Genomic DNA, 17614 nt, shown 5'->3' with positions numbered 1-17614 from the left:
CAGGGAGTGGCCTGAACGCGGGTCAGGGAGCCGGCGGCTGGTAGGCGACCGGCAACCGGGCGGCGGCGTCGACCTCCGCTGCGGTCAGCAGCGGCACGGTATGAGCGTCGACGCCGCCCGCCGCCCGTACCGCGATGCCGAGCGCGGCAGCTGTCACGTTGTCCGGCACCTCGCAGATCACGTACAGGTCGACCTGGCCGAACGCGAAGTACACGGCCTCCACCTGCCCGCCCGCGTTCGTGACGATGGCCTCGATCACCTCGGACCGCGCCGTCCCGCCCTCCTTGGCCAACCCGGCCATTCCCGGGACCGTGTAGGACGCCATGACCAGGAACTTCGCCACGCTGACACCACCTTCCCCAGCTGCCGGACAGCGACCGCGCGTGCCGCGCGTACCCGTTTCACGCTCCGGCACGCCTCGCGACGTGGAGTCACCGTGGCCGTGCTCACAGAAGGCTCTGCTGATGGCAAAACGGGCGGCGAAGTGTCGTTGCCGAGGGCTACTGTGCCGTGCGGGCTTCACCGCCGAGTCGCGCCGGTCAGCAGGCGCCACGTCGGCCACCACCGCTCGTCCCCATGGACAGATCCGACAACAGGAGACCTCGTGACACAGCAATCCGTCGCGGCACCGCAGCCTGTCCCGACTTCGGACAAGCTCGACGCCGCGGTGCTCAAGGTGGCCGGCGTCGTCGTGCTCGGTGCGCTCATGTCGATCCTCGACGTGACGGTGGTCAGCGTCGCCCTGCCGACGTTCCAGAGTGAGTTCGACGCCTCGTACGCCCGCGTCGCCTGGACGATGACCGGTTACACGCTCGCCCTGGCCACGGTCATCCCGCTCAGCGGATGGGCCGCCGACCGGTTCGGCACCAAACGCCTCTACATGATGGCGCTGGCGCTGTTCACCATCGGTTCGGGCCTGTGCGCCACCGCCGACACGATCGGTGAGCTGATCACGTACCGGGTGGTGCAGGGGCTGGGCGGCGGCATGCTCATGCCGATCGGCATGGCGATCATGACCCGGGCGGCCGGGCCGAACCGGATCGGCCGGTTGATGGCCGTGCTCGGCATTCCGATGCTGCTCGGTCCCATCGGCGGCCCGATCCTGGGCGGCTGGCTGATCGACGTGGCGAGCTGGCACTGGATCTTCCTGATCAACCTGCCGATCGGTGTGATCGCGCTGGTCTACGCCCAGCTGGCCCTGCCGAAGGACAATCCGCAGCCGTCCGAGTCCTTCGACTTCCTCGGCATGTTGATGCTCTCGCCGGGTCTCGCCCTGTTCCTGTACGGCGTCTCCACGCTGCCCGAGGCCGGCACCTTCGCCGACTCCGAGGTGTGGGGGCCGATGCTGATCGGCGCCGTGCTGGTGGTGTCGTTCGTCCTCTACTCGTTCAAGCCGAAGCACCCGCTGCTCGACCTGCGGCTGTTCCGCAACCGTCGGCTGACCATCGCGGCGCTGACCCTGTTCGTCTTCATCATCGCCTTCATGGGTGCCGGGCTGCTGTTCCCGAGCTACTTCCTCCAGGTGCGTGGTGAGTCGACGCTGCACGCCGGCCTGCTCATGGCCCCGCAGGGCATCGGTGCCATGGTCACCATGCCGATCGCCGGGATGCTCGCCGACAAGGTGCCGGTCGGTCGGACGGTGCCCTTCGCGCTGGTGCTCATCCTCGCCGGGTTCTTCACCTTCACCCAGCTCGACGCGGACACCTCGTACGTGCTGCTCTGCGGCTCGCTGTTCGTGATGGGTCTGGGCATGGGCGGCACGATGATGCCGATCATGACCTCGGCGCTGAAGACGCTGACCGGGCACGAGGTGGCCCGAGGGTCCACGCTGGTGAACATCCTCCAGCAGATCGGCGGTTCCGTCGGCGCCGCGGTGATGTCGGTGATCCTCACCAACGAGCTGAACGATTCCCGGCAGATCCCCGGCCTCGCCGACGACAGCGGCAAACCGGTCACCGAGGCGGGCCTGGCGATCGCCGCCCAGCAGCGGCCGGAGTTGGCGCAGCAGTTGCCCGACCCGTCACTGATCGAGCGCGGCCTGGACTTCGCCGCCAGCTCCTTCGCCACCACCTTCTGGGTGGCGTTCGCCCTGGTGGCGGCGACCTTCATTCCGGCGGCGTTCCTGCCCAGGCGGCGCGAGGAGTCACATCTGCTCGACGACCAGCCGGGTGACCAGCCGAAGACCCCGGTGATCGTCCACTGACCCCGCGTTGCGGTCGACGTGGCTGCTGGCCGTCGGCGGTGACGGCGAGTGGCTGGCGGTAAGGTGCGGCCGGTGGGGCAGACGAGGTTGACGCCGCAGCTGGCCGTACCGCCAGCTGTCGAGGCCGAACGCGTGATCACTGCCGTGCTGGCCGACCTGCGGTCGGGCGAGCACCGGGGCGTGGTGGTCGACTCACCGCCGGGGGCCGGCAAGTCGACCCTGGTGGTGCGGGCCGCCATCGAACTGGCGGGTGCCGACGAGCCGCTGATGGTGGTGGCCCAGACCAACGAGCAGGTCGACGACCTGATCGACCGGCTCGCCACGAAGGCTCCGCAGCTGCGCCTGGGGCGGCTCTCGGCCGGTGACTACCGGGCGTCGCCCCGGGTGCGGGCGCACCCGCAGGTCCGGGTCGCCGCGAAAGCCGGCGACCTGGCCGCCTCGGCCGTGGTCATCGGTACGGCCGCCAAATGGGCCACGGTCACCGAGGGCTGCTGGCCCTGGGCGATCGTGGACGAGGCGTACCAGATGCGCTCGGACGCCCTGTTGCGCGTGGCCGGCAGGTTCGAACGGGCGCTGTTCGTGGGTGATCCGGGGCAGCTCGACCCGTTCTCCACCGTCGACGTCGAGCGGTGGGCGGGGCTGACCTGGGATCCGATGCAGTCGGCGGTGGCGGTGCTGCTGCGGCACAACCCGCACCTGCCGGTGCACCGGCTACCGGTCTCCTGGCGGCTGCCCGACTCGGCCGCCCCGGTCGTGTCCCGCGCGTTCTATCCGTTCACCGGCTTCCGCGCCGGCACCGGCCCGGCCGACCGGGCACTGCACCTCACCGAGCCCGGGTCGGACGACGCCGTCGACCGGGCGGTCGAGTCGGCCGCCACCACCGGTTGGGCGCTGTACGAGTTGCCCGCCCGGCACACCCTGCGTACCGACGGGGAGGCCGCCGCCGCGTGCGCCGCGCTCGCGCTGCGGGTGCTGCGGCGCGGTGCGGTCGCGGTCTGCGAGCAGGCGCCCGGTGGCGCGCCGGTCACCGCGGACCGGATCGCCGTCGGTGCCGCCCACCGGGACCAGGTCGCGGCCATCCGCGCGCAGCTCGGCGAGGTCGGTGCGGACGTCACCGTCGACACCGCCAACCGGCTCCAGGGCCGGGAGTACGACGTGACGATCGTGCTGCACCCGCTCTCCGGTCGGCGCGACGCCACCGCCTTCCACCTGGAGTCGGGGCGACTCTGCGTGCTGACCTCCCGGCACCGGCAGGCATGTCTCGTGGTGGCCCGTGCCGGCATCGGTGAGCTGCTGGACGCGCACCCCTCGACCGAGGCGCCACAACTGGACGTGCCGGTCCGCTTCCCCGACGGCTGGGAAGCCAACCAAGCGATCCTCACCCACCTAACAGCCCCCCACCCCCCACCCCCACCCCCTAGACCCGGGTTGATCAAGAAGTTTTCGTCATAGTTGATCTCCTTGACGACCAAAACTTCTTGATCAACTGAAGTGGGGGCGGGCCTGGTCCTGGGGAGGGGGCGCTGGCGGGGCCGCGTGCGGCACGGCGTGTCGGTCTGGTCGGCTACCGTCGGTGGTCATGACGGGGCAGGCGGGCGGATTCATGATCGGGCGAGATCATCCGGCCGGTCTGTTGCGGGCCGAGGTGGACCGGGCCGGCACCAGCCACGGGGGCCTGGTGCTGGTCGCGGGAGAGCCCGGCATCGGCAAGACGACGCTGGTGACCGCCGCCGCCGACGAGGCCCGCCGTCAGGGGGCGTTGGTGCTCAGCGGGGCCTGCTGGGATTCGGCGAGTGCCCCCGGCTACTGGCCCTGGACGCAGGTGCTACGCCGGCTGCGTCGTTCGCCGGAGGACTGGGCGTTGGCCCGGGAGTCCGCCGAACCGGCGTTGGCACTGCTGCTCGGCGAGGCCAGTCCACTGGCGTCAGACGCTGTCCGTGGTGAGGCCGCTGTCCGTGGTGAGGCCGCCGAGCAGGAGGAGTTCGCCCTCTACGACGCGGTCACCACCGCGCTGGTCGCGGTCTCGCAGCGTCGCCCGGTCATGGTGATCCTGGACGACCTGCACTGGGCCGACGCGGCGTCGATGCGACTGTTGCGGTTCGCCGCCCAGCACACCTGGTTCGAACGGCTGCTGCTCGTCGGCACCTACCGCGACGCCGAGATGGAGGCCGTCGACCACCCGCTGCGACCCCTGCTGATGTCGTTGGTCGCCAAGGCAACCACGATCAGCCTCGCCGGCCTGAGCCGGGACGAGGTCGGCGCATTGATGGCCCGTACCGCCGGCAGGGTGCCCGATCCGTACTGCGTCGACGACGTGCACCGGCGTACCGGCGGCAACCCCTTCTTCGTGGAGCAGACCGCCCGGCTGTGGCACGCCGACGGCGCGCTCGCCACCATCCCGCCCAGCGTCCGGGAGGTGGTGCGGCGACGACTGGACCACCTGCCCGCCATGGTCGCCGACGCGCTCACCGTCGCCGCTGTGCTGGGCCGGGAGTTCCACGGTGCGGTTCTCGCGGCCGGTGCCGGGCTGCCGTCGGCCCGGGTCGGCGAGTTGCTGGACGTCGCGGTCGCCGCGCGCCTGCTGACCAGCCAAGGCGGCCGGTACGCCTTCGTGCACGACCTGGTCCGCGAGACGCTCTACGACGCGCTCACCGACGATGAGCGGCGCGCTCGGCACGCCGCCGTGGTGCGGGCCGTCGAGGGGCACGACGCGCTGAACCAGTTGCTGATCCCCGCCGACGTGGCCCGCCACGCGTGGCTGGCCGGCGGGCACCTGGACGCCGCCCACGTTACCGATCTGCTGCTCGACGCCGCTCGGGACGCCCGGTGTCGGCTGGCGCTGGAGGAGTCCACCGTCCACCTGCGACGGGCGCTGGAAGTGGTGCGGGACGACATCCAGCAGATCAAGATCCTGACCGCGTTGACCGATCAACTCTTCCACACCGGTGCCCGCGACGAGGCGCGCCGAATGCTCGGCGAGGCCGCCACGCTGGCCCTGGCGGGCGACGACCCGGCGGTGTTGGCCAGGTTCGCGCTCAACGTGCGTCGCCACTGGCAGCTCGAACCCGTGCCGGGCGTCGACAGTACGGAGTTGCTGCGCGAGGCGTACCGACGGCTGATCGGCGAGCCCGACGAGAGCGCCGGACCGGCTGCCCTCGAAACGGATCTGATCACCGCCACCGAGACACTCGCCCGATCGAAACGGGATGACGAGGCGCTCACCTTCAGCCTGTGGGTGCGGCACGACTCCACCTGGGGACTGGGTACCGCGCCCGAACGGGCCGCCCTCACCGGCGAGATCCGCGACGTCGCGCGTCGCACCGGCGATCGGGAGACGGAGCTGTGGTCGACCTCCCTGCGCTGGGTCGCCCTGCTCGAACTCGGTGACCCGCGCTACTTCGATGAGTTGACCGCCTTCGTCACCGGGGGGCGACAGACCGGCAAGCCTCGGCACCAGATGGCGACAGCCATCGACGGTGGCCTCATAAATGCGTTCCGGGGTGATTTCGCGGCTGCCGAGACCTGTTACCGCGAGTTCGATGAGGTCGACGACTGGGATCAGGCCGACCACGCCTTCCTCGGTCACCACCTGCGTTGGGGGTTGCTGTTGTTGCGTGGGCGGCTCGACGACGCCCAGGCCATGCTCGACGCGTTCACCGCCGTCGACCACCCGCACCTCGGTCTGCTGCGGGGGATCACCGCCGCCGAACGCGGCGATCACCGCACGGCGGCCCGCCTCGCCGCAGAACTCGACACCACGGACACCCGGTTCGTCGGGTCGATCTCGCCGCTGTGGTGGCGGTTGCGGGCGCAGGCCACGCTCGCCGACCCGAGCGACTGCGCCGAGGTCCGTCAGGCACTGTCGCCGTACCGGGGGCACTGGCTCGTCTCGCTGTTCGGATGCGACCTCAGCGGCCCAGTGGATCACTGGCTCGCCGTGGCCGACGTCGCCGAGCAGCGGTGGGACGACGCCGTCACCGGTTTCACCGCAGCCCGTGCCGCCGCCGACCGGATGGGTGCCCGCCCGTGGTCGGTGATCGCCGGGGCCGCACTCGTCGACGCGCTGACCGCGCGTGGCCGCCCGGGTGACGTCACCAGCGCCGCAATGCTGTACGCCGAGGTCGAGCGGGAGGCGCGCGATCTCGATATGCCGCACATCCTCGCCCGACTCGCCGCTGCCGCCCCGACCACTGACACAGCCGGGACATCCGCCGAGGCCACTCCGACCTCGGCCGGTTCGGCGGGCGCCGGCGGCGGGACGACGGTGGGGCCGGTGGGGCGGGCCGCAGGGTCGGTGTACGGCGGCAGCGGGGCTGATGTGGGCCCGGCGTTCGAGTTCCGGCGGGACGGTGCGGTCTGGCGGCTCACCTACGACGGTGACACCGTCCACCTGCCTGACGCCAAAGGGCTGCACGACCTGCGCCTGCTACTCAGTCGCCCGGGTGTCGACGTGCCGGCGGTCGAGCTGCTCGATCCAGCCGCCGGGCCGGACCTGGTCGCCGCCCGTCGGATGGGCGGTGACGAGGTGCTCGACGACGAGGCGAGAAGTCGCTACCGGCGTCACCTGGAACGACTTGACGACGAGATCGATCTCGCGGCCGGGCGTGGCGACGAGGCACGGGTGGCGGCGCTGGACGCCGAGCGGCAGGCGTTGATCGACCAGTTGCGGGCTGCTGCGGGCTTGGCCGGACGTAGCCGTCGGCTCGGTGATGAGGCGGAACGGGCCCGCAAGACGGTCACCGCCCGCATCCGTGACACGTTGCGACGTCTCGACCAGCGGCACCCGCCGCTCGCCGCTCACCTGCGCCAAACGGTCTCCACCGGCGCTGCCTGCCGCTACCTCCCACCCACCCCCCACCCCTGGCACCTCTGACCCCCTCCGACAAGCCCGGGTTGATCAAGAAGTTTTGGTCACCAGGGAGATCGACTATGACGAAAACTTCTTGATCAACGCATGCAGACAGGGGCAGGGGTGGGGGTGGGGGTGGGGGGGAGTGGGGTTAGCGGCGGTTGTAGCGGTGCATGGTTAGGGTGCCGAAGACGGCGATGAACGCGGCGCTCCAGACCGCGATCCACATCATGGCCGAGGCGTCCGTGGTGCCCGCCATCGCCGCGCGTACGGACGACACCAGGTGCGTGATCGGGTTGGCCTTGACGAACGCCTGGAGCCAACCGGGCATCGTGGACGGGTCGACGAAGACGTTGCTCAGGAAGGTCAGCGGGAACAGCACCATCATGCTGACCCCCATCACCGACTTCTCGCTGCGCAGGATCAGCCCGAAGAACGTCCAGACCCAGGAGAACGCGAAGGAGAAGACCACCAGCAGGCCGATCCCGGCGAGTATGCCGAACACACCGCCGTCGGGGCGGAAGCCGAGCACCAGCCCGACGGTCAGGATCACCACTGCGGCGAGGACGTAACGCAGCACGTCCCCGACGATCATGCCGACCAGTGCGGCGGGCCGCCACACCGGCAGCGTCCGGAACCGGTCGAAAACGCCCTTCTCGATGTCGGTGTTCAAGCCGACGCCGGTGTACATGGTGATCATCACGACGCTGGTCACCATGATGCCGGGCAGGAAGAACTGCAGGTAGTCACGAGGGCTGTCGGCGAGCGCGCCGCCGAACAGGTACGTGAACATCAGCACCATGATGATCGGGAACGCGGTCACGTCGAACAGCTGTTCCGGCACGTGCTTGATCTTCAGCAGGGCGCGCCAGCTGAAGGTCAACGACGCCGACAGCGGGCTCGGTCGAGGTGGCCGTGCGCCGGGCGCGAGAACCGTCGCCAACGCCTCGGAGGAGGGTACGAAGACCGTCGGTGCCCGACCGGTCGAGGTGGCGGTGTCGCTGCTCATCGGGCTGCCTCCAGCTCGTCGTCCCGCTCGTCGGTGGCCGGTACGGCGGGGTGGTCGGTCAGGGCCAGGAAGACCTCGTCCAGGCTCGGCTGGCCGAGGGAGAAGTCGTCGACCACGATCCCGGCGCGGGACAGCTCGCCCAGCGCCAAGGCGGCCTGGGCGCCGGCATCCAGCTCGCTGCCGTCGCCACCGACCCGGGCGGTGATCGCCACCGGGTCGGCCTCCAACTGGACCGGCACGCTCAGCGTGGCCTGCAACACCCGCTCGGCCTCGGGCCGCTGGTCGGCGTCGCGTAGCCGCAGGTGGACCGTGCCGGAGCCGACCGACGACTTCAACTCGCCCGGGGTGCCCTCCGCGATCACCCGGCCGTGGTCGACCACCGCGATTCGGCTGGCCAGCTTGTCGGCCTCGTCCAGGTACTGCGTGGTCAGCAGCACGGTCGTACCGTGCGCGACCACCGCCCGGACGATCTCCCACACCTGGTTGCGGCTGCGCGGGTCCAGCCCGGTCGTCGGCTCGTCGAGGAACAGCAGGTCGGGGGTGTTCAGGATGCTCGCCGCGATGTCGATGCGTCGCCGCATACCGCCCGAGTACTTCTTCACCTGCCGTCCGGCCGCCTCGGTCAGCCCGAACGCGGTCAACAGCTGCTCGGCCCGTTGCCGGGCGGCGGCCTTGGGCAGCCCGAGCAACCGACCCAGCAGGATGAGGTTCTCCGTGCCGGTCAGGTCCTCGTCCACCGAGGCGTACTGGCCGGTCAGGCTGACCCGGGCGCGTACCGCGTCGGCCTCGGAGACCACGTCGTGGCCGAACACCCGGGCGTGCCCGCCGTCCGGGCGCAGCAGCGTGGCCAGCACGCGTACGGCGGTGGTCTTGCCGGCCCCGTTCGGGCCGAGAAGCCCGTACACGGCACCGGCCGGAACCTGGAGGTCGATCCCGGCGAGCGCGCGGGTCTCGCCGAACGACCGGGTCAGACCCTCGGCCTCGATGGCGAGGCCGGTGGTGCGTCTACTCATGATTGTGAGGTTTCCTTCCGTTCGTCACGCCGATGGGCCGGGCCGTGACCCGGCGCCCCACCACACCCCACGGGTACGACAAGATGCTCCTCCTCCCGTGGCCACCCGTCACCTACAACGACGGTGGTCGGCGGCAGTGGTCGACTCACCGCACAGGCGCGAGACGGCGAACAGCCGCCGCTAGATCAGATCTAGCGACGGCTGTCCTGACACCCGTGGCACCGGGCACCACCTGTCGGCAGTTGTCGGGGGCCCGGCCGATCCGCCGTCTCGCGGCGTGGCAGGCCCCGTCGTGCTGCCGGCCCCCGTTCACCAGGCGGTGTCGAGCCGGTGCCGTTGCTCGGGTGTCAACTCCAGGTCCACGGCGGCGAGGCTCTCGTCCAACTGCGCCACCGAGGAGGCTCCCACCAGCGGAATGGTGGAGATCTCGCCGCCCATCAGCCAGGCCAGCACCACCTGGTTGGCCGTCGCACCGGTCTGCTGCGCCACCTCCCGCAGCGCGGCCAGCCGCACCGGCGCGCTCGGCAGGTCGTACTCCGGCCCCAGCGGCTTGTTCGGGTTCACGTAGGCACCCCACAGCAGTGACCCGTACGACACCAGGGTCAGCTCGGGTTCGGCCCGCAGGTAACTGATCAGCTCGGGACCGGCGGCGCCCACGTTGCCGTCCGCGTCGAGGTCGGTCGGCCCGTCCAGCCGGGCCGGCAGGTAACTGCGGTGGTACTGGAGCACCTCGTACCCGGGCAGCCCGGCCGCGGCGGTCAACGCCCGAGCCCGCTCCACCCGCCAGGTGCGGTGGTTGCTCGCGCCGAGCAGCCCCACGGTGCCCTCGGCGACCAACTCGGCGAAGCCCTCCACGGTCTCCTGGAGTGGCACCCGGTGATCCTCGATGTGGGCGTAGAGCAGATCCAGCCGGTCCACGCCGAGGCGTTCCCGGCTGCGCTCGGCGGACTCCCGGATCACCTTGGCCGACAACCCCTCGGCGTTGTCCAGGTAGCTGGTGCCGGGGGCCAGCGGACGGGCACCGAGCTTGGTGGCGATGACGATCTCGTCGCCGATGCCCCGGCTACGCCGCCACCGACCCAGCAATTCCTCGCTCTCGCCGCCCTGTCCGCCGTTCATCCAGAACGCGTAGTTGTCGGACGTGTCGATGAAGGTGCCGCCGGCCTCGACGAACCGGTCCAGAATCGCGTACGAGGTGGCCTCGTCGGTCTTCGTGCCGAACAGCATCGCGCCGAGGCTGAGTACGCTGACCTCGCGCCGGGTACGCGGGTCGCTGCCGATCGTGCGGTACCGCATGGAAACTCCTTTCGTGCGCCCGAGTGGACGCGGCACCAGCCTGCGTCTTAGAGCGCACTCGAGGTCAACCCCTCGACCCGTCCCGCTCGTCCGAAGGTCCATCGCCTGCGATCCCGAGGTCCGGTGTGGACCGGCAGGCGTCACCCTTACGGTGAGTTCCTGCCCGATGTCTGTCAGTGGAGGAGTCGCCCGTGCCACAGCTGCCGGATCTGCCCTTCGGTCTGGAGTACGCGGCACTCGGTCTCTTCCTGCTGACCGTGCTGGTCGGGGTGGTGCAGCAGTTCTTCGCCGACTGGATCAAAGGGCTGCTGGCCCGGGTGTGGGGGCTCGTCGCGGGTCGACGCCGGATCCGGGCGGACGAGTGGCGTCGTTACCGCGACTGGGTCGCCCGCACCTACAACCGGATGGAGCTCGGTTTCCTCCGAGACGTCTCGGTCACGCTCGACGAGGTCTACGTGCCGCTGGAGTACGAGCAGGACGGCCGGCGAATCGACATCTACCGCGACGTCCAGAACCGCCGGCGGACGGTGATCCTCGGCGCGGCGGGGGCGGGGAAGTCGATGCTGCTGCGGCACTCGATGGTGCGTTGGGCGGCGGAGCCCGAGCGGTTCGAGCGGGTACCGGTGCTGGTGGAACTGGCCCGGTCCAACCGCGACGGACGCACCGTCCGGCAACTGATCGTGGACGTCCTCGGGCGGCTCGACGACGAACCGGGCCGCCGTCGCCGACACCGCCGCGCCCGTCCACTCGTCGCCGACGCGGAGCACGTCGTCGACGTGACGCTGGCCAGCGGCCGGCTCTGTGTGTTCCTCGACGGGCTCGACGAGGTGGTCACCGAACGACGCGGCACGGTGGCCGAGGAGATCAAGGAGTTCGCCGAGCGCCATCCGAGGACACAGATCGTGGTCACCTGCCGCGACGCGGTCTACGACGGGGACCTGCGGCCGGTCTTCGACCGGGATATCCAGGTGGCCGGCTTCGACGACGCCGGAATCCGCCACTTCCTGCGGCTCTGGTTCACCCGCTGGCCGGGCAGCGAGGCCGAGCACCACGCGTCGGAGTGGGAGCGCGACGAGGAGTCCGCCGACACCGGGCACGTCGTGGAGCAACTCCTGGCGGAGCTGCGGTCGAGCCCGAGGGTGATGCGGCTGGCGCGCAGCCCGCTCATGCTCACCATGATCACCACACTGTACGAGGCGGACGCCGGCATCGGCCCGATGTTGACCAACTCGCGGGCGGAGTTCTACCAGCAGGCCGTCGAGCACCTGCTGCGCCGGGACCGGGATCTGGGTCGGCACCGCAATCTGGCCCGCTACCAGGCCGGCCACAAGATCATGGCGCTGCGCGCGATCGCGCTGGCCGCGCAGGGCGGCCGATCCCAGGGAACCGATCGTCGGGTGATCGGCGAGGCGGAGGTGTACGACGAACTCGCGCGCATCCTGCCCCGGTTCCGCCTGGACGAGGAGCACCTGCCCCGCATGCTCGACGAGATCGTGGAGCGCAGTGGGCTGTTGATCCGCATCGACGACAACAACCTGCTCTACGAGTTCGCCCACCTGACTCTGCAGGAGTATCTGGCGGCGGTGGAACTCGCGGACGACCCCGACCGGCTGCTCCGGCTCTACCGGGAGAACCCGAACCGGTGGCGGGAGACGGTGAAACTCTGGTGTGCCGGGGCAAACCGGGACTCCTCGGCCGTGGTCCGGCAGATCTTCGCCGGAGACGACCGGGACAAGCTGCTCGCGCTGGAATGCGTCGCCGAGGCCCGGCAGATCGACGAGAGCCTCGTCTCGGCCGTCGTGGACAGTCACGTGCGGCTGCTCGGCACGCCGGTCGCCGACAAGCATCTGGTCCTGGCGGCGCTGGGCGCGGTGGTCGGCAACCCCGGGCCGATCGGGCAGCGGCTGTTCGACAGCCTGTTGCGGCAGGTGCCGGTCGGTGGCCAGCTGGCCGCGGACGCTCTCGTGGTGCTCGCGGAGTCCCGCCGCCGTGAGGCGATCGGACTGCTCAGCGAGTTGGCGGAATGGAAGCCGGAGGCTCGTGCGGCGTTGCGGGCAACCGGCGAACTGGCCATTCCGACCCTCGCCGCGCGGGCCCGCGACGGCTCGGTGGCAGCCGTCGACGACCTGGCCGCGGTCGGCACACCGGCCGCCGCCGTCGCCTTGGCGGAACAGTTGTGGGCACCAGACCGGCAGGTCGCCGTGCGCGCGGCGTGGCGGCTGGCCGTCCTGGTCGGTGCGCCGGACGTGGAGAACGAACTGCGCACCTTCGACCCCACCGCCGTGGAGGCCGCGGCCGTGGCCGCCAAGAGGGGCCGGTCGGCCGACCGACGGTCGGGAAACCTACCCGGCGCGGAGTGGCACGACTGGCTGTGGGCTCCGTTCGAGCCGGGCACCCCGATCGCCCGGACGATGGGTCGCCTCGGCTGGCTGATCCTGAAGTCGACGGACGACGCGCCGGGTGATCTGGGTGAGGTCGACGTACGCCTCGCGGTCGGTCTCCTCGTGCGGCCGGGCAGGTTCAACGGCGGCGAGATACCCAAGGAACTGACCGAGGAACTCGACCGCACGGCGCACCGTCTCGGCCACAAGCGGCGGCTCTCCGGTGCCTTCGGCGAGTACGAGATCCGCGCCATGCTCGAACTGGTGACCCGGCGGGAGCCCGACACGGCCCGCGACATCGCGGTGCGGGCACTTCAGCATCGGGTGGACGGCTGGCGAACCGCACTGCTGGCCAGCCTCCCGACGCCGGTGTTGGCCGAGTTGAGCAGCCGGCTGTGGGCATTTCCCATGCTCGACGCGGACCTGCGGGACTGGCGGACGCTCACCGATCGGCCGGAGGAGCCCACGGTGCTGACCTTCCTGCGCAATGCCACGGCCACAGTCGGTGCGCTGGTCGGCGTGGTCCTGGTCGGCATCGCCATCACCCGCTCGGTCGGCACCTGGATCGGCTGGTGGGCCTGGGGGCCGAGGCCGCTGGCCGGGCTCGTCTTGTTGTGCGTGGTGGCCGGGGTGGCGGCCCTCATCGTCGCGGTGATCATGTCGGCTGACGACGATCGGCTGTGGATTCCCGTCGTCGTCCTGCTCTTCAGCGCGATCGGGCTGCTCGTCGCGGGTGCGCCGGTGGCGTTCGCCACCGTGGCCGGTTGGCTGGGCGTGGAAGTCACAGCCGTGTCGTCGGTCGCGTTGGTGAGCGCGATCGTCGTACTCACGCGGTGGACCAGCAGCCGGGAACGGGCGCTGCGTAACCCGTACCGAGCGCTGCTGGACCGGGTGCCGACCGCCCGGGGTGCCGCACAGACCGTGATCGGTCGGCAGGGCACCGGTGGCAGCGGTCCCGCACGGCAGCCGACCAGGACCGGCGGTTGACCGGGTCGGTCAGCGTCGGCGCAGCGCGGTGGAGGTGAGGCGGTAGCCGATGGTGTGCTCGACCAGCCGCTCGACCAGCTCCGCCTTGCGTAGCGCGCCGACGCCGCGCAGGCCCAGCTCCGCGGCCAACTCCCGCAGGTCGCGCAGCGGCCAGGGGGAGAGGTACGCGGTGCCTTCGGCGCGGCTGGCCATCGTCGCCAGCCGGTCGACGGCGTCGGCCGTGGCGTCCCGGCCGTTCATGCCGGCTGACGGGCCGGCTGGAGGTGGTCGAGGAACTCGGTGGCGAGATTGCGCAGCTCGTCGCGGACGGCGGGCACCGTGACGCGGTCGCGCAGCACCACCGGCACGCCGCGCGGGGTGTTGGTCGCGTAGAGGGTGACGTTCTCCCGCAACGCGGTGGGGAAGACCGGTAGCCCCAGGTTGCGGACCTGGTCCATGTAGCTCTGGTGGGTGGCGATGGGCTGCCGCGACAGCAACTGGATCATCGTGAAGACCACCCCGGCGACGTCGGGGGCGACCTTCTGGTGTCGGCGTACGGTGGCGAACCGGCGGGCGTCGGCGTTGTACTGCTCGACCAGTTCCCGCACGTTGCCGTGCAGGTAGTCGATGCCCAGCGTGGACAGGTAGTCGGCTCGGGCCGGGATGACGAGGTGGTCGCTGGCGATGATGGCCGACTGGGTGACCACGTTGAAGTTCGGTGGGCAGTCGATCAACACCATGTCGTACGGGTCGAGCCCGTCGGCGAGCAGTCCTTCGGCGAGGGAACCGCGTACCCGGAACAGTTCGGCGTCGTACTCCTCGCCACCGGCGACGCTGCGCGCCAGGGCCAGGTCGATGTCCACCAGTTGCAGGTGCGACGCGATCAGGTCGAGGCGTCCGGTGCCGGTGAGCCGGGCGTTCGCCGGGCCGGGCGACACCACAAGGTCACTCAGAGTGACTGGCGGGCTGCCCTCATGCAGGCTGTCATACCAGCGTTTCACCGTGCGGGTGTCACGCAGTCGCTCCCGCCAGTCGTCCGGGTCGTAGAAGCCGAAGGTCAGACTTGCCTGCGGGTCAAGGTCGATGAGCAGCACTTTCATCCCTCGGTTGGCCAGTTCGGCACCGAGGTTGGCGGTCACCGTGGTCTTGCCGACCCCACCCTTGTAGTTGATCACGGACACGACGTACATCGACGTACCTCCCCAAGACCACTGACGGTAGCGGTCCGTCCGGCGAAAAGTCGATCATCCCGGGATTGCACGTAACTACGTAAGTTCGTACTCTCGGAGTATGGCGAACGTGGAGGAGCGGTTGGCGGCGCTGGAGAACCAGGTCGCCGAGCTGGTCGAACGACTCGGCGGCGCGGACCAGCCGTCGATGCCCGCCGAGGGGGTCCTCTGGGCGCTGGACGGGCTCAAGCAGCGGCTACCCGCCGACAGTGCCGGTGCCGTGCTCTACACCGGTGCGGTCCGGCTCGCCGGGCAGCACTACGACTGGCAGTACGGGCGCGGCGTCGAGGATCTGCTGGCCGACGACTGGGCCGACCTGCCGGCCGTGCTGAGCGCCCTGGCCCATCCGGTGCGTCTGCGGCTGCTGCGCGAGATCCTCGGCGGCCGGCAGGGCACCGCCGAGCTGGCCGGAATCGAGGACCTCGGCACCACCGGCCAACTGCACCACCACCTGCGCCAGCTCACCGCCGCCGGCTGGCTGCGCAGCGCCGGTCGGGGCCGCTACGCCATTCCCGCCGAGCGGGTGGTGCCGTTGCTGGCCATCCTCACCGCCGCCGCTCGTTGACCGCACCCGCCGGGCGCGCCCGACCGTGGCCGGCACGAGGGTCGCGTGGGCGGCACGAGGGTCGCGTGGCGGCCCACCCGGAACGGAAGGAGCACCCATGCGTAAGACACCACTCGTCGTCCTCGTCGCCGGGCTGGTCGCCGGGCTGGCCGGGATCGGCGTCATGCCCCGGGAACCTCGGCTGACCGCGCAGGTCACCGGTGACGCCGACCTCGCCGCCGCCACGCGGGACGCCGTCGACGACCCCGGCGGCTACCGCGGCCTGGCCGTCGCCCTGATCGACGGGGGTCAGATCCGCACCGCCGGCCTCGGCGACCGCGACCGGCGCGGCAACCCGGTCGAGCCGGACACCGCGTTCGAGGTCGGTTCGGTGCCGAAGGTGCTGACCGGCATGCTGCTCGCCCAGCGGGTCGGCACCGGGGCGGTACGCCCCGACGACACCCTGGGCGCGACCTGGCCGACGGTCACCGGTGCCGCACGTGAGGTGACCCTGGCCGAACTGGCCAGCCACCGCTCCGGGCTGCCCCGGGTCGGGCTCGACTCGGTCACCGACTGGCTGCGCCTGTTCTGGGCCAACGTGGCGGCCGGCAACCCGTACGCCGGGCAGGACGTCGACCGGGTCCGCGCCGCCGCCGACGGCCACGCCCCCGGTGACGGGCGGGGTGAGGTCAACTACTCGAACCTCGGCATGGCCCTGCTCGGCCAGGCCCTCGCGGCCGACGCCGGCGCCGACTATCCCGAACTGCTCGACCGGGAACTGCTCACCCCGCTGGGCATGACCTCGACCGTCCAGGCCACCAGTGCGGACGCGCTGCCCGCCGAACGCGCCGAGGGCGCCGGTGCCAGCGGGCGCAGCCCCGACGCGTGGATCGGCGCCGGATACGCCCCCGCCGGCATCGGCTACTGGTCCACCGCTGCGGATCTCGCCCGGCTCGTGGCGGCCACCGCCGACGGTACCGCCCCCGGCGCCGACGCCCGCGACCCGCGCTTCGACGACACCGAGCGCGCCCGCATCGGGTACGGCTGGTTCACCACCCGCTACGGCGACCGTGAGATCACCTGGCACAACGGCGCCACCAGCGGCTTCCACTCGTACGTCGGATTCGACCGGGCCACCGGTCGGGGCGTGGTGGTGCTCGGCAACACCGACCGGGGTGTCGAGCCCATCGGGTTGCGGCTGCTCGGGGTGCCCCGCGAGCAGGCCGGCAGCGCCTCGCCGGGGCTGCCCACCTGGGTCGGCATCGGGATCGCGTTGCTGTTCACCTTCATCGGTGGCCTGTCGCTGCTCGGCACCGCGCTGCGCGCCGGGGCGGACCGACTGACCGTGCTGTCCGGTGCGGTCTGGGCGCTGGTCTACCCGGCCCTGGGTCACCAGCTCGGCGACTGGTCGGCGATTCCCGGCTGGCTCTGGCCGCTCGGGCTCGCGACCTCCGGTGCCGGGTTGGCCGCAGCCGTACGCCGCTGGCGGGAACTGCCGGTCAACGGTGCCGCCCGGCCATGGTTGCGGGTGGTCTCGGTGGTCGGTTCGCTGACCCTCGCCGCCGCGCTCACCGTCGCGCTGCTGTCCTGAGCGGGTGGGCCGGATCTGATCCGGACGGGCCCGGTGGGCACAACGGCCGAACGTCGGGCCGTCCCGGCTGATCAGATCTTTGCTCAGGGATCTAGATGTATCAGGATGGCGGAGTCCGGCACGGGGGTAGGGGAGCCGGACCAACCACAGAGGAAGGACGTGGCACATCGTGGTGCCTTTCTCCGGCAGGAAAGTGCTCGCCGCCATCGCAGCCGGCACGCTCTTGGGTACGACCGCGCTGGTAAGCCCGGCGCTGGCCAGCCCGAACAACAACTCGGCCAAGAAGCTGACCAAGGCGGTGACGGTCAAGGGGGTGCTCAAGCACCTCGACGCATTCCAGGCCATCGCCGACGCCAACGCCGGCACCCGCGCCTCCGGTACCCCGGGCTACGACGCCAGTGCCGACTATGTGGCCAAGCTGTTGAAGAAAGCCGGTTATCAGGTGACCCGGCAGCAGTTCGACTTCGCGTTCTACGAGGCGTTCAGCTCGTCGTTCGCCCAGGTGGCACCGAACGCGACCACGTACACCGAGG

The 17614-nt window shown here is 70.9% G+C and carries 12 protein-coding genes; 6 read left to right on the top strand and 6 right to left on the bottom strand.

What is annotated here, in order from left to right:
• Positions 1-22 precede the first annotated feature (22 nt).
• A complete protein-coding gene (locus FF096_RS03680; RefSeq protein ID WP_155215304.1) occupies positions 23-325 on the bottom strand; it encodes a GYD domain-containing protein in 303 nt (100 codons plus the stop codon).
• Between the two features lie 279 nt (positions 326-604).
• Between FF096_RS03680 and FF096_RS03675 the strand changes: the two genes are divergently transcribed.
• The 3 genes from FF096_RS03675 (at position 605) to FF096_RS03665 (ending at position 7076) form a co-directional block, all read left to right on the top strand.
• The gene (locus tag FF096_RS03675; RefSeq protein ID WP_309222611.1) at positions 605-2203 is read left to right on the top strand and encodes a DHA2 family efflux MFS transporter permease subunit; all 1599 of its coding nucleotides are present in this window, start codon (positions 605-607) and stop codon (positions 2201-2203) included.
• A 72-nt stretch (positions 2204-2275) separates the two neighbouring features.
• Positions 2276-3655, top strand: coding sequence for an AAA domain-containing protein (locus FF096_RS03670; protein WP_309222610.1), 1380 nt, complete (start codon positions 2276-2278; stop codon positions 3653-3655).
• Between the two features lie 127 nt (positions 3656-3782).
• Complete coding sequence (locus FF096_RS03665; protein ID WP_155214997.1) at positions 3783-7076, top strand: AAA family ATPase; 3294 nt, start codon at positions 3783-3785, stop codon at positions 7074-7076.
• Positions 7077-7203: 127 nt separating this feature from the next.
• Here FF096_RS03665 and FF096_RS03660 read toward each other — a convergent pair whose 3' ends face one another.
• From FF096_RS03660 to FF096_RS03650, 3 genes are all read right to left on the bottom strand, one after another.
• On the bottom strand, positions 7204-8061 hold the full coding sequence (locus FF096_RS03660) for an ABC transporter permease (RefSeq protein WP_155214995.1): 858 nt from the start codon (positions 8059-8061) through the stop codon (positions 7204-7206).
• Entirely contained in the window at positions 8058-9074 is a 1017-nt protein-coding gene (locus FF096_RS03655; RefSeq protein ID WP_155214994.1) for an ATP-binding cassette domain-containing protein, read from the bottom strand. The genes FF096_RS03660 and FF096_RS03655 overlap by 4 nt, the downstream gene beginning before the upstream one ends.
• A gap of 309 nt (positions 9075-9383) precedes the next feature.
• Positions 9384-10370 (bottom strand): aldo/keto reductase, encoded by a 987-nt coding sequence (locus tag FF096_RS03650; protein ID WP_155214992.1) that lies wholly within the window; start codon positions 10368-10370, stop codon positions 9384-9386.
• Between the two features lie 191 nt (positions 10371-10561).
• Between FF096_RS03650 and FF096_RS03645 the strand changes: the two genes are divergently transcribed.
• Positions 10562-13738 (top strand): NACHT domain-containing NTPase, encoded by a 3177-nt coding sequence (locus tag FF096_RS03645; protein WP_155214990.1) that lies wholly within the window; start codon positions 10562-10564, stop codon positions 13736-13738.
• 9 nt (positions 13739-13747) lie between these two features.
• On the opposite strand, the gene FF096_RS03640 is transcribed toward FF096_RS03645, so the two are convergent.
• A complete protein-coding gene (locus FF096_RS03640; protein ID WP_155214989.1) occupies positions 13748-13978 on the bottom strand; it encodes a Rho termination factor N-terminal domain-containing protein in 231 nt (76 codons plus the stop codon).
• Positions 13975-14907 (bottom strand): ParA family protein, encoded by a 933-nt coding sequence (locus FF096_RS03635; RefSeq protein ID WP_155214987.1) that lies wholly within the window; start codon positions 14905-14907, stop codon positions 13975-13977. Before FF096_RS03635 ends, FF096_RS03640 begins: the two co-directional genes overlap by 4 nt.
• A gap of 100 nt (positions 14908-15007) precedes the next feature.
• Between FF096_RS03635 and FF096_RS03630 the strand changes: the two genes are divergently transcribed.
• Positions 15008-15511, top strand: a complete 504-nt coding sequence (locus FF096_RS03630) for a helix-turn-helix transcriptional regulator (RefSeq protein ID WP_155214986.1) — start codon at positions 15008-15010, stop codon at positions 15509-15511.
• Positions 15512-15608: 97 nt separating this feature from the next.
• Positions 15609-17081 carry a serine hydrolase gene (locus FF096_RS03625; RefSeq protein WP_155214984.1) on the top strand — a complete coding sequence of 491 codons (1473 nt, stop codon included), beginning with the start codon at positions 15609-15611 and terminating at the stop codon, positions 17079-17081.
• Positions 17082-17614: the final 533 nt, after the last annotated feature.

This window comes from Micromonospora sp. CP22 (assembly GCF_009712475.1).
Classification (GTDB): domain Bacteria; phylum Actinomycetota; class Actinomycetes; order Mycobacteriales; family Micromonosporaceae; genus Micromonospora.
This window is presented reverse-complemented; position numbering and strand designations above follow the sequence as displayed.